This is a genomic window from Nonomuraea sp. CX421, from assembly GCF_059358955.1.
In genome coordinates this window covers 188,114-200,539 of sequence record NZ_JCADBK010000012.1, presented here as the reverse complement: position 1 = coordinate 200,539, position 12,426 = coordinate 188,114, and the positions used below count along the sequence as shown (strand labels likewise).

The following is a 12,426-nucleotide window of genomic DNA, read 5'->3' as shown; positions in this document are numbered from 1 at the left end:
GCCGCGTTAGGTGGCGGTGGTCGCCTTCAGCGTCACCGGGTGACCGCCCCGCGGCAAGGGGGGCGATCACCGCCGGGGAGGCCGGGCGGTCAGGTGGAGAGGGCGAAACCCTTGTAGCCCTGGGCGGCGACCTCGTCACACGTCTTGCGGTACTCTCCGACACCGCCGGCGTACGGCATGAAGACCTGTGGCTTGCCCGGGACGTTGGCGCCCATGTACCAGGAGTTCGCCTTGGGATAGAGGGTGGCGCCGGCGATGAGGTTGACGTGGTCCACCCAGGCGTCCTGGGCCTCCTCGGTGGGCTCGATCGTCCTGAGGCCTTGCCGGTCGAGGTGCTCGATCGCGTCGATCACCCAGTCGACGTGCTGTTCGATCGACACGACCATGTTCGAGAGCACCGACGGGCTGCCCGGGCCGGTGATCATGAAAAGGTTCGGAAAGCCGGCGGAGCCGATCCCGAGATACGTGCGGGGACCGGCGCTCCACGCCTCCTTGAGCGAGGCGCCGCCCCGGCCGCGGATGTCGACGTTCGTCAGCGCTCCAGTCATGGCGTCGAATCCGGTCGCGTAGACGATCGCGTCGAACGCGTACTCCTCGTCGGAGGTGCGGACGCCCCGGTCGGTGATCCCCACGAGCGGGGTGCGCCGCAGGTTGACCAGCCGCACGTTGGGGCGGTTGAAGGTCTCGTAGTAGTCGGTGTCCAGGCACGGGCGCTTGGTGCCGACCGGGTACTCCGGGCAGAGGTCGGCGGCGGTGCGCGGGTCTGCGACGATCTGGTGGATCTTGCGGTGGATGAACCGCTTCGCCGTGTCGTTGGCCGCCTGGTCGATGCTCAGGTCGTGGAACGCGGTCAGCAGGTTGACCAGGCTGCCGCTCTCCCAGGCCCGCTCGAAGGCGGCGTCGCGCTCCTCCTCGGAGACCTCGAGCGCGGACTTCTCCGGGATCGGTGTCGGGACGCCGAATCCGGACTCCCGCTGGGCCTGGCGGAAGGCCCGGTAGTTGGCCTTCATGTCGGCGATCTCGTCCGGGCGCAGCGTGCGGTTGCGGGCCGGCAGGCTGTAGGCGGGGGTGCGCTGGAAGACGGTGAGCTCGGCGGCCTGCTCGGCGATGACGGGGATCGACTGCACGCCGGAGGAGCCGGTGCCGATGAGCCCGACCCGCAGGCCGGTGAAGTCGACGCCCTCGTGCGGCCAGTGCGCGGTGTGGTAGGTAGGGCCCTCGAACCGGTCGAGGCCGGGGATCTCCGGCAGCTTCGAGGACGACAGGCAGCCGGTGGCCATGACGAGGAAGCGGGCGGTCACCTCGTCACCGTGCCCGGTGCGCACCAGCCACGTCCTGTCCTGCTCGTCGTAGGAGGCCGCGGTGACGCGCGTTTCGAAGAAGATGTCCCGGCGCAGGTCGAACCGGTCGGCGACGTGCCGCGCGTAGCTCAGGATCTCCGGCTGGGTGGGGTAGCGCTCCTTCCACTCGTACTCCTGCTCCAGTTCCTCGGAGAACGAGTAGGAGTAGGCCAGGCTCTCCACGTCCACCCGGGCGCCCGGGTAGCGGTTCCAGTACCAGGTGCCGCCGACGTCGCCACCCGCCTCGAACACGATCGCGGACAGGTTCAGCTCGCGGAGTCTGTGCAGCAGGTACATCCCGGAGAAGCCCGCGCCGACGACGGCGACATCGACGGAGGAGGGCACGGTGCGCGAGTCGGGTTGCGGGGCGTGGCTGGGTGCGGACATTCGTCCTCCTGGGGCGGTGGAGTCATGCGTCGGTGGTGCCGCGCGGACGCGGCGGCCTCACGGCGCCACCCGGCCGTGAGGATCGCGGGGCATGGGCCCGCGGCGGGGCGGGAGAGTGCCCTCGGGGGGTGAGCCGTCGTCTGGAGATCTGGCCCCTGTCGCGCGGCACGGCGTGCCGGGAGGGTGGGGCGGCGCCCTGCAACCGCGGTGATCAGGGCGAACATCACGCACATGTCATCTGAGTGCCATGAATGTAAAATGCATTCTGCATTACGTCAACAGCTCCGGCTCCCGCGATGTGAACGATCCTCGGCCCCCGGGCGGGGCGGACCATGCCGGTCAAGAACTCGTAGGATGGCCGCGTCAGATTCCTCCGAGCGAGGGCGTCGCCATGTCCTTTGCGGTACCGCTGACGCGGAAAGAAGCGGTGCTGCGCCAGCTGCGCGAGGAGATCATCACCGGTCTGCTGAAACCGGGCGCGTTGATCAAGGACGCGGAGATCGCGGCCCGGCTCGGCGTGAGCATCACCCCGGTACGCGAAGCGATCACACAGCTCGCCGCCGAGGGGCTGATCGACATCTCGCCCAACCGGACCCGCCAGGTCACCCAGGTGACCCAGAAGAGCGCGCTCGAGCTGATCGACGTGATGATGGTGCTGGCCTGCGCCGGTTTCGAGTGGGGCGTGGACAACATCACCGACGAGCACCTCGCCGCCCTGCGCGTCAAACTCGACGAGTTCGCCGACGGGCTGCGGCAGGGCAACGCGACGGTCGCCGCCGCCGCCGGGGCCGACTTCAGCACGGTGGTCATCCTGGCGAGCGGCAACCGCGAGCTGCAGACCCATGTCGACCTGGTGGTGACCCGGACCCTGCGGGTGCTGGCCCTCACCGCCGAGAGCGACGTGTGGAAGGTCTGGCTGGAGGGCTACCGCGAGACCCTCCAGCTCCTCGAACGTGGCGACCGCCAAGGGGCCGTCGAGCGCTACCGGCAGATCTACCGCGACTACCGGCGGCGGGTGGAGGCCCTGCTGTTCGACGGGGATCGCTGACGCTCCCGGCCGGCCTGATCCGGGCCCCGCCGATCTCCGGATCGCCGAAGTGGTGCAGGGTGGAGCCCGTCACGCGGCCGGTCACGGGCCGGTCCCGACACCGCGGACGGCGGCCGAGGTGAGCCGTCGCCCACGAGGGTCTGGAGGTCCCCCCATCAACGACAAGATCTACATCCACGAGTTCATCACCATCACCAGGCACAACCGGGCCCGGTACATGCAGCACATGACCGCCAACTTCAGCCCGATCGCGCAGGAGGAGCGCCACCAGCTCTGCTACGGCGTGTGGGGCATCGTGGGCTCGACCGCGTGGTGGCCCGGCGTGGTCAACCTGTGGGAGGAGGACGGATTCGCCGGACTGGCGTCCTCGTTCCGCCACGAACTGAGTCATCCGGCCCTGCAGGATCCCAAGCTCGAGTCCTGGTGGGCGGCCGCCGCCGACATGCGCTCCGGCGGCGTCGACCGGCTGCTGCTGCCGGCGCCGTGGACGCGTACGATCGAGCAGTTGTGCGCCGACGGTGTGCGCGGCGAGGTGTACGCGCACGAGCAGATCACGGTGCCGTCCGGCCAGGCGGCCGACTTCCTGGAGCGGGTTCGCGAGGAGGCCGTCCCCTACTACGGACGGTTCGGCTGGGTGCTCGCGGGCGCGTGGCGGACCGCGCTCGGCGACGATTCGGAGTGCTTCCTGCTGTGGGCGGTGCCCGATCTCGAACGATGGGCCGAGTTCGAGGCGGCCTACGACGCCGACCGGGCCACCGGCGGGTGGAAGGCCCGCCTGCGGGCGTCGGCCAGGTCGTTCCAGCGGATCCTGCTGGCCGACGCCCCGCTGTCCCCGATGCGGATCGGCCGCCAGCCCAGCCGCGCCGACCGCGCCGGCGACTGGGCGGAGTAGCGACGGAGGCCGGCGCGCTCGGGGTCAGGCCGGGATCACGAGCGCGTCGACCGCCACCACGCCGTGCCCGCGCGGACGCACCAGCAGCGGGTTGATGTCGAGCTCCCGCACCTGGTCGCCCAGCTCCAGGGCCAGCGTCTGCAGCCGCATCACCGTGTCGGCGAGCGCGTCGAGGTCGCCCGCCGGTCGTCCGCGCACGCCACCGAGCACCGCCGTCGCCCGGGTCTCCCCGATCATGCGCAGCGCCTCGGACCGGGAGTACGGCGGCACCCGGAACGACACGTCGGCCATGACCTCGGTGAACACACCACCCAGGCCGAACGTGACGGTCGGGCCGAAGGGCGGCTGGTGGCTGACGCCGAGGATGATCTCAGCCACGGCGTCGGTGACCTGGGGCTGCACCACGACGCCGGTCAACCGCAGGCCCGGCACCGCGCCGGCGTCGGCGACGATCCGCGCGTAGGCCTCGCGTACCTGGGCCGGGTCGCCGACTCCCACGCGCACCAGCCCGAGGTCGGACTTGTGGGCCAGGTCGGTGGCCAGCGCCTTGAGGACGACCGGGTAGCCGAACCGGTCCGCCGCCTCGACCGCCTCGTCCGCCGACGCGGCGACCGCCTCCTCCACCACCGGGATGCCGTACTCGCGCAGCAACCGCTTGGCCGCCACCTCGTCCAGGGCGGAACCGGCGCCGGGGCTCGAGCCGAGCAGCCGCCTCGCGTCGGCGGCGGCGGCGGAATCCTCGCGCGGCACGTCGGCGAACGGGCTGCGATAGTCGCGGTGCAGCGCCCAGAAGTCCGCCATCGCCCGGATGCCGCGGACGGCGGTGCGGAACGAGTGGAACACCGGGATGCCCGCCTCGCAGAGAGCCCGGTGATCGGCGTCGCGGATCGGCGACGTCCAGGCGACCACGATCGGTTTGCCGCCCTGGGCGTGCAGCGCGATGAGGTCACGCGTGATCGCGTCGCTCATCCCGGGGAACACGCCGGTGATCGGCGCGAGCAGGACGTCGGTGTTGGCGTCCTCCATCAGCGCTTCGAGCACCTTGCGGCCCTCGGGACGGGCCGTCGCCACGCCGCCGGTGTCGACCGGGTTGTCGAGGTGCAGGTAGCCCGGCAGCAGGGTGCGCAGCCGCGCCAGGGTGCGCTCCTCCAGCCGTGGCAGGGGCAGACCGGCCATGCCACACAGGTCCGCCACATGCGAGCCCGTCCCTCCGGACATGACGCACAACGCGACGCGGTCGCCGGCGAGGGGCGGCGTGTGGCAGAACGCGCCCGAGATCTCGATGGCCTCGTCGATGTCGTCCACCCGGATGACGCCGGAGTGGCGGAACACGGCGTCCTGCACGGCGTCGGGGCCGGTGAGGTGCCCGGTGTGCGCTTGGGCCATCGTCCGGCCCTGGCTGGTCCGCCCGACCTTGATGCACACGATCGGCACGCCGGCCCGCACGGCCTCGTCCGCCGCCAGGCGCATGGTGCGGCCGTCGACGAACCCCTCCACGTACGCGGCGATCGCGCCGACGCCCGGAGTCCGCGCGAAGCAGGCGGCGAAGTCGGCGAACTCGAGGTCCACTTCGTTGCCGAGGGTCGCCCAGGCGTGGATGCCGATGCCGAGCTCCTGGCCCTGCACGATCGGGCGGCCCTGGTTGCCGGACTGGGTGACCACGGCCAGCTTGCGGCCGGGCAGCCCGTCCCGCCACGGTTCGATGAGGTTGAGGTTGGTGTTCGGCCCGATGATCCGCATCGGGCCGCGCGCGATCTCCTCCAGCCGTTCCTGCGCGGCCTGCCCCTCGGCCGTGCCCAGCTCGGAGAAGCCGGCGGCGAAGACGTACGCGAACCGCACGCCCTTCTCGACGCATTCGGCCAGCACCGGGAGCGGGTCGCGGACCAGCACGATGGCCACGTCGACGGCTTCGGGGATGTCCAGGACGCTGCGGTAGGCGGGCACCCCGCCGATGGCGGACTTGGTGGGATGAACGGGGTGGACCGCTCGGGTCCCTCGTGCCAGCAGGCGTTCGCGGGCCTGGTTCCACTGGGCCCGCTGTGGGCTGCCCTCGGTGTCGGTCGCGCCGATGACCGCGACGGTCTCGGGAGCGAACAGTGACTGCCAGTCGATGGTGCGCAGGGCCAGCGGACGCCCGCTGACGTCCAGCGCGTCTCCGGTGTCGCCACGTGATGTCATGCCCGGACTCTAGCTTGAAAGATAGTTAATATGTATAAGATTGAATGACAGTGCTCCAGTCTGGGAGGCAACCGTGGACCTTGGTGAGAAAGCGGTGCTGGTGGTCGGTGTGGCCAGGCCACCCGGCTTGGGCCGGGCCGTGGCGGTGAGGCTCGCGCGATCCGGCGCCCGGCTGGTTCTCGCCGACGCGATCGGGCCGGTCGCCGGCGACACCGGCACCGGCCTGGCCGGTGCCGGCACCCTGCGTGACGTCGCCGACGAGGTGGCCGCGATCAGCGGGCGGGGCGTCCCGGCACTGGAGGTCGACCCGACGGACCCCGCGTCCGTGACGGAGCTCGTCGAGTCGGCCGTGGCCGAACTCGGCCGCCTCGACGCCTGCTGCTCCTTCGTCGGCGCCACCGGGCAGGGGCAGGGCGACGGGCCGCTCACCGAGGTGGATCCGGTCGCCTGGCAGCGCGGGCTGACCTGGAACCTCACCGCCACCTGGCTGATCGCGCGGGCCTGCGTGCCCGCCCTGACCGCGGCCGGCGGCGGGTCGATCGTCAGCCTCTCCTCGTACGCCGGACTCACCCCCGTGCCCGGCGCCGGCGTGGTCGGTGTCGCCCGCGCGGCGGTCAACCACCTCACCGCCGTGCTCGCCCGCGAGCTGGGGCCGCTCGGCATCCGCTGCAACACCGTCTGCCCGCTCGGCGTGGACCCGGGCGACCCGAGATTCCCCAACCCCGGGCTGGCCAAGCTCGCCGAACGCGAGGGAATCCCGCTGGCTGACTGGCTCGCCCGTACCATCCCGCTCGGACGCGGCCAGTCGGCCGACGAGCTCGCCGCCGCGGTGGAGTTCCTGGTCTCCGACGCCGCCTCGTTCGTCAGCGGGGTGAACCTGCCGGTCGCCGGTGGGGCCCCGGCATGACGGCCGGATCCGTCCGCGCCCTCATCGGCGTCGACACCGGCGGCACCTTCACCGACACCGTCGTCACCCTCTCCGACGGGCGACTGGGCGTGGGCAAGGCGCTCAGCACGCCCGGCCGCGTCGAACAGGGAGTGCTCGACTCGATCACCCGCGCCGCGGCCGCGCTCGACCTCACCCTGCCGGACCTGCTGCGGCGCACCGCGATCCTCACACACGGCACGACGGTCGGGCTCAACGCCCTGCTCACCGGCACCGGAGCCAGGGTCGGCCTGCTCACCACCGCCGGCTTCGAGTCGACCCTGCCGATCGCCAAGGCGAACAAGACCCACGGCCTGGACGAGCTCGACCTCGGCATGCCGACCCGCTGGCGCAAGCCCGACCCGCTCGTGGCCCGCGCCGACATCGCCGGCGTGGCCGAGCGGATCGACGTCACCGGCACGGTCGTCCGGCCGCTGGACGAGGACCAGGCCCGCGCCGCGATCCGCCGGCTCGCCGCACGCGGCGTCGGAGCCGTGGCCGTCTCGCTGCTCTGGTCACCGGTGAACGCCGAGCACGAGCGGCGGCTGGTCGCGCTCGTCGGAGAGGAGATGCCGGGCGTGCACGTATCCTCCTCGGCCGCCATCGCGCCGGTCGTGGGAGAGTACGAACGCACCTCCACCGCCGTGCTCGACGCCTACCTCGCGCCCGCCGTCGGCACCTACCTGAGCGCCCTGCGGGAACGGCTGCGCGAGCAGGGCTTCGGCGGAGTCCTGATGATCCTCCGCACCGGAGGCGGAGCCGAGCCGGTGGAGCACACCCTGCGGGCCCCGGTCAACACCCTGCGCTCCGGCCCGGTGGCCGGGCTGGCCGCCACCGCCGGCCTGGCGAGGACCCTGGGCCGGCCCAACGTCATCGCCACCGACGTCGGCGGGACCAGCTTCGACGTCGGGCTCATCATCGACGGCCGGACGCAGCGCGCGACCCGGCCGATGGTGCACCGGCACGCCCTGGCCATTCCCGTGGTCGAAGTGGAGTCGATCGGCACCGGCGGCGGCAGCCTGGCCTGGCTCGACCACGGGCTCGGCACCCTGCGGGTCGGCCCGCGCAGCGCCGGAGCCGACCCCGGACCCGCCTGCTACGGCCGCGGCGGGACCCGGCCCACGCTCACCGACGCCTCGGCCGCGCTCGGCTACATCGACCGGCTCGGCAACGCGGTCGAGCTGGACGTGGCGGCGGCACGGGCCGCCATCCGCGAGCACATCGCCGACCCGCTCGGGATCAGCGTGGTGGCCGCGGCCGAGGGGATCGTCCGGATCGCCGCCGACCAGATGCGCGACCTCATCCGCCGCACCACCGTCCAGCGGGGCCACGACCCGTCGGCGTTCGCTCTCGTCGCCTTCGGCGGGGCGGGCCCGCAGTACGCGAGCTGGTACGCGGACGAGCTGGGCGTGCTCGACGTCATCGTCCCGGACCTGGCCGCGGAACTGTCGGCGTACGGAGCCGTCTCCAGCGACCTGAACATCGGCGCGGAGAGAGGCGTCGTCCCCACGCCGCTGGACCGGGCGGGCCCCCTCATCGAGGCCACGCTGGCGGAGCTCGCCGGGGAACTCGACGCGAGCCTGTCCGCCGAGGTGGACGACGTCGTGGCGGCGTCCGGCCGGGGCCGGATCACGCACCGGACCGTCGCCCTGCGCTTCTACCGGCAGCAACGCAGCATCGAGCTCGCCGTGGAGGCGGCCGCCGGCCCGGCCGAGCTCGCCCGCCTGGACGCGACCTTCCGCGAACGCTACGAGGATCTGGTCGGCCCCGGGTCGGCCGACGCGCGCTCGGTGGTGGAGGTGGTCAGCGTCCGGGTGGACCTCACGGTCGCGGTGCCGGTGCCGCCCCCGGTCCTCCGCAAGCCCGGCGAGGCCGAGCCGACCGGCGCGCGACCGGCCTGGTTCGGTGGCGTCGAGCACCGCTGCGCCGTTCACGACTGGCGGCGGCTGCCGGCCGACGCGCGGATCGAGGGTCCCGCGTTCATCGAGTCGGAGCAGACCACCGTGGTGGTGCCACCACTGCGGCAGGCGCGCATGGACCCCAGTGGACACCTCCACCTCGGCCACCTTGGCTGACTACCTGGCTGACGCCGGAAGGACGACGATGGTTGACGAGATCACTTTCGAGGTGCTCCGGCATCGGCTTGACGCGATCAACGACGACGCCGCCTCGATCCTGGCCCGGCTCTCCGGCTCCCAGCTCGCGGCCGAGGCACGCGACCTCAACACGGTGATCATGGCGCCCGACGGCAGGGTGGTCTGCTGCGGCCGGTACGTGCTCGCCCAGGTCGTCTCGATGCACCTGGTGGTGCGCGACATCCTGGCGCAGTACACCGACAATCCCGGCTTCGGACCGGGCGACCAGTTCGTGACCAATGACCCGTACGTCGGGACGCTGCACCAGCCCGACGTCGTCGTCGTGGCGCCGATCATCGTCGAGGGCCGGATGGTGGGGTGGTGCGGTTCGACCGTGCACCAGCCCGACGTCGGCGGCCCCAATCCGGGCGGCATCACCTACGACGCCAGGTCGATCTTCGACGAGGCGGTCCCGATGCCGCCGGTCCGGATCGTCGAGGCGGGCCGGATGCGCCGCGACATCGAGCGGGAGTATCTCGCCCGCTCGCGCACGGCGGAGCTGAACCGGCTGGACCTGCTCGGCCAGGTGGCGGCCAACCGCAGCGTCGTCGAGCAGGTGGAGCGGCTCTGCGCCCAGTACGGCGCCGAAACGGTCGGCGCGGTGATGGACCGCCTCCTGGAGCGGACCGAACTGCTGCTGCGGGAACGGCTGCGCGCGCTGCCGGACGGACGGTGGCGCCACGTGAGCCATGTGGAGTACCGGCCGCACGGCAGCGCGCCCAGTGAGCCCGAAGCCGTCTACGCGGTCCGGCTCACCATGACCAAGCGGGGCGACGACCTCGAACTGGACTTCACCGGCAGCGATCCCCAGGCCCCCGGCGCCATCAACGCCGCCTACCCGGCGCTGGCCAACTTCGCGATCGGCAGCGTGCTGATCTACCTGTGCGGAGGGCTTCCGTGGGTGCCCGGAGGCGTCTGGCCGGTGGTGCGGATCCTCAGCCGGGAGGGCACGGTCGTACACGCCAAGTGGCCCGCCGGCGTGGCGATGAGCACCGCCGCCACCTGCCAGGCGATCCGGGTGTCGGTCAACTCCTGCGTCGCCCGGATGCTGGAGACGTCCGAGGAGTTCGCGCCCCTGGTGATGGCGAGCTGCCAGGCCGCCGGCGGCGGTGGGGGAACGGTGCACGGCCTGCGCGCCGACGGCACCGCGTACGCCACCATGACCCTGGACGAGATCACCGGCGGTGGCGGCGCGACCTGGCTCGGTGACGGGGCCGACTCCTCGGGCTACACCACGTCGCCGGGGGCGTCCTGCGCCAACGTAGAGGTCAACGAGGCCTACCTGCCGCTGCTGTACGAGCGGCGGGTGGAACTGGCCGACACGGCCGGCCCCGGAAGGCACCGCGGCGGCGCCGGCACCCTGCATGCCCTGAGTCCGTACGGGACCGGGACGCCGATGACGATGATGTCGTTCGGGCAGGGGCTCCAGCACCCGCTGGCCGCCGGGGTGTGCGGGGGAGAGTTCGGCGGGCAGAGCGTCGTCGCGGTGACGCCGCGTACCGGCACGGACGACCTCGCGATGGCGCAACGACTTCCGGCATCGGAACGTCTTCCGGCATCGGAAGGCTGGAGCCTTCCGATGCCGTCGTCCACGATCCAGATCGGCGCCGGCGACGTGCTGATCTCCGTGTCACAGGGCGGCGGCGGGCTCGGCGACCCGCTGGAGCGCGAGCCGTCGGCGGTCCTGGACGACGTCATGAACGGTCTGGTCTCAGTGGGCGGCGCCCGGCGTGACTACGGCGTCGTCATCAGCGCCGTCTCGGAGGTCTCGCCTGTCTCGGACGCCACAGGAGCGCTGAGTGCGGCGGACGCGGGGGAGCCGTGGGTCGACGAGGCGGCCACGGAGCGGCTGCGCGCCGAGCGGCGGCGGCTGAGGATCGGCCGCTCACCGGCGCCCCGGGCGACCGGCGGTAGGGCGGGGCGCCGCCTGTCTGCGGCCCTGGACCTGCTGGCCGCGCAGGCCGTGTCCGGGCGAACTGAGCGGGAGAGGGACGGGGTCGTGGCCTGTGCCAGGTGCGCCACCGTCCTGTGCGGCGCGCACGAGAACGTGCACGAGCACCTGGTCGCCGACGATGTGTCGCCCGCGGGACGCAGCCCGCTCGGCGCCGTCTACGCCGGTGGGGAACGGTTCGTGCTGAGGCACTTCTACTGCCCGGCGTGCGCCGCGCAGATCGACGTGCAGGTCTGCCGGGTCGGCGACCCGGTGCTGGCGGCGATCGAGGTGCTCTGACCTCGGCCGCCCGCACCGTACGTGCTAACGCACGACGCCCGTGCGCGTGATGGCGCTAACCGAGGACGCCCGACTCGCGCAGGGCGGTCAGTTCGCCGGCGCTCACGCCCAGCTCGCCCAGCACCTCGTCGGTGTGCAGGCCGGGCGTGGCCGCCGGCGCCGGCCGCGCCATCTCCTCGCCGGTCAGGTGCACCGGCAGGGGCAGCAGGTCGGCGCCGTACTCCTGGGCGGGCAGCCACGCCGTCCGGGCGGCGAAGTGGGGGTCGGCGGGCAGCGTGGCGGGCGAGTTGACCGGCGCGATCGGCACGTCGGCGGTGAGGCCGACCTCGACCCAGTCGGCGGTGGACCGGGTCAGGAAGACCTCGGTGAGCTCGGCCCGCAGCCGGTGGTCGCCGAGCGCGTGGTCGGCGACCTCCTCGCCGTCGCGGTCACCGAGCAGGTCGGTCCGGCCGACCGCCCGGCAGAACCGTTCCCAGAACTTGCGCTCGCTCGCCATGAACAGCACATGGCCGTCCGAGCTGCGGTAGACCTGGTAGCGCACGCTGTCGCCCATCCCCGCCGTGCCGGGTTCGCGGCGCGCGCCGCCGTCGGCGGGGTTGCCGGTCACCTCCGTCTCGGGCCGCAGGTGCGCCCGGTGCCCCTCGATCGTGAGCCAGTCCACCGCGGCCGCGGCCTCGCACTGCGCGATGTCGATCGCGCAGCCCTGCCCGGTCCGGCCCGCGCGCAGGGTCGCTGCCAGGATCGCACTCGCGGCCAGCAGCGGCGCCACCCGGGTGCCGAGCGGCACGTTCAGCTCGGCCGAGGAGAAGCCCTGCTCGGTGGTGCCGAGGCGGAGCCCACCGGCCCACGCGTCGAACGCGACGCCGTGCGCGGCGAGGTCGGCGTACGGTCCGGTGGTGCCGTAGCCGGACACCGTGCACCAGACCAGCGCCGGGTGGCGCTCGCGCATCGCGCCGGGGCCGAGCCCGCGCCGGGTGAGGACGCCGGGGCGCATCCCCTCGATCACGATGTCGCTCGCCCCGATGAGGCGTTCGGCCACGCGGGCCCCCTCGGGCCGCTGGATGTCGATGGTGACGCTGCGCTTGCCGCGGCCGAGGTGATGGTGCATGAGGGACACGCCCTGGACGAACGGCCAGCCGACCTTGCGGATGTAGTCGCCCTCGCCGGGGCGTTCGACCTTCACCACGTCGGCGCCGAGGTCGGCCAGCACGGTGCCGACGCCTCCCGCTTCGAGGAGGGCGAACTCCACGACCCGGACACCCTCCAGCAGGCGCACCGCCATTTTGACTCC

8 protein-coding genes are annotated in these 12,426 nt (G+C 72.7%); 5 read left to right on the top strand and 3 right to left on the bottom strand.

Annotated features, from left to right (window positions below; genetic code table 11):
• Positions 1-89 precede the first annotated feature (89 nt).
• A complete protein-coding gene (locus AC5L3X_RS22695) occupies positions 90-1,727 on the bottom strand; it encodes a flavin-containing monooxygenase (RefSeq protein WP_494859394.1) in 1,638 nt (545 codons plus the stop codon).
• Between the two features lie 391 nt (positions 1,728-2,118).
• Here AC5L3X_RS22695 and AC5L3X_RS22690 point away from each other — a divergent pair, with 391 nt between their 5' ends.
• Together AC5L3X_RS22690 and AC5L3X_RS22685 are read left to right on the top strand one after the other, a co-directional pair.
• A complete protein-coding gene (locus AC5L3X_RS22690; protein WP_494859393.1) occupies positions 2,119-2,775 on the top strand; it encodes a GntR family transcriptional regulator in 657 nt (218 codons plus the stop codon).
• A 118-nt stretch (positions 2,776-2,893) separates the two neighbouring features.
• Positions 2,894-3,667, top strand: coding sequence for an NIPSNAP family protein (locus AC5L3X_RS22685; RefSeq protein WP_494859392.1), 774 nt, complete (start codon positions 2,894-2,896; stop codon positions 3,665-3,667).
• Between the two features lie 24 nt (positions 3,668-3,691).
• Here AC5L3X_RS22685 and AC5L3X_RS22680 read toward each other — a convergent pair whose 3' ends face one another.
• A complete protein-coding gene (locus AC5L3X_RS22680) occupies positions 3,692-5,845 on the bottom strand; it encodes an acetate--CoA ligase family protein (RefSeq protein WP_494859391.1) in 2,154 nt (717 codons plus the stop codon).
• Between the two features lie 73 nt (positions 5,846-5,918).
• On the opposite strand from AC5L3X_RS22680, the gene AC5L3X_RS22675 reads away from it, so the two are divergent.
• The 3 genes from AC5L3X_RS22675 to AC5L3X_RS22665 are packed head-to-tail and all read left to right on the top strand — an operon-like array spanning position 5,919 to position 11,135.
• A complete protein-coding gene (locus AC5L3X_RS22675; protein ID WP_494859389.1) occupies positions 5,919-6,752 on the top strand; it encodes an SDR family NAD(P)-dependent oxidoreductase in 834 nt (277 codons plus the stop codon).
• Positions 6,749-8,845, top strand: coding sequence for a hydantoinase/oxoprolinase family protein (locus AC5L3X_RS22670; protein ID WP_494859388.1), 2,097 nt, complete (start codon positions 6,749-6,751; stop codon positions 8,843-8,845). Before AC5L3X_RS22675 ends, AC5L3X_RS22670 begins: the two co-directional genes overlap by 4 nt.
• A 28-nt stretch (positions 8,846-8,873) precedes the next feature.
• Positions 8,874-11,135: a hydantoinase B/oxoprolinase family protein gene (locus AC5L3X_RS22665; RefSeq protein ID WP_494859387.1), complete on the top strand. Its 2,262-nt coding sequence runs from the start codon at positions 8,874-8,876 to the stop codon at positions 11,133-11,135.
• Between the two features lie 55 nt (positions 11,136-11,190).
• On the opposite strand, the gene AC5L3X_RS22660 is transcribed toward AC5L3X_RS22665, so the two are convergent.
• Entirely contained in the window at positions 11,191-12,417 is a 1,227-nt protein-coding gene (locus tag AC5L3X_RS22660) for a CaiB/BaiF CoA transferase family protein (protein ID WP_494859386.1), read from the bottom strand.
• Between the last annotated feature and the right edge of the window lie 9 nt (positions 12,418-12,426).

Bases quoted from the DNA above. Each gene is read 5' to 3' on its own strand.
- AC5L3X_RS22670 (WP_494859388.1), top strand. From the start codon at position 6,749: ATGACGGCCGGATCCGTCCGCGCCCTCATCGGCGTCGACACCGGCGGC.
- AC5L3X_RS22695 (WP_494859394.1), bottom strand. From the start codon at position 1,727: ATGTCCGCACCCAGCCACGCCCCGCAACCCGACTCGCGCACCGTGCCC.
- AC5L3X_RS22690 (WP_494859393.1), top strand. From the start codon at position 2,119: ATGTCCTTTGCGGTACCGCTGACGCGGAAAGAAGCGGTGCTGCGCCAG.
- AC5L3X_RS22665 (WP_494859387.1), top strand. From the start codon at position 8,874: ATGGTTGACGAGATCACTTTCGAGGTGCTCCGGCATCGGCTTGACGCG.
- AC5L3X_RS22680 (WP_494859391.1), bottom strand. From the start codon at position 5,845: ATGACATCACGTGGCGACACCGGAGACGCGCTGGACGTCAGCGGGCGT.
- AC5L3X_RS22660 (WP_494859386.1), bottom strand. From the start codon at position 12,417: ATGGCGGTGCGCCTGCTGGAGGGTGTCCGGGTCGTGGAGTTCGCCCTC.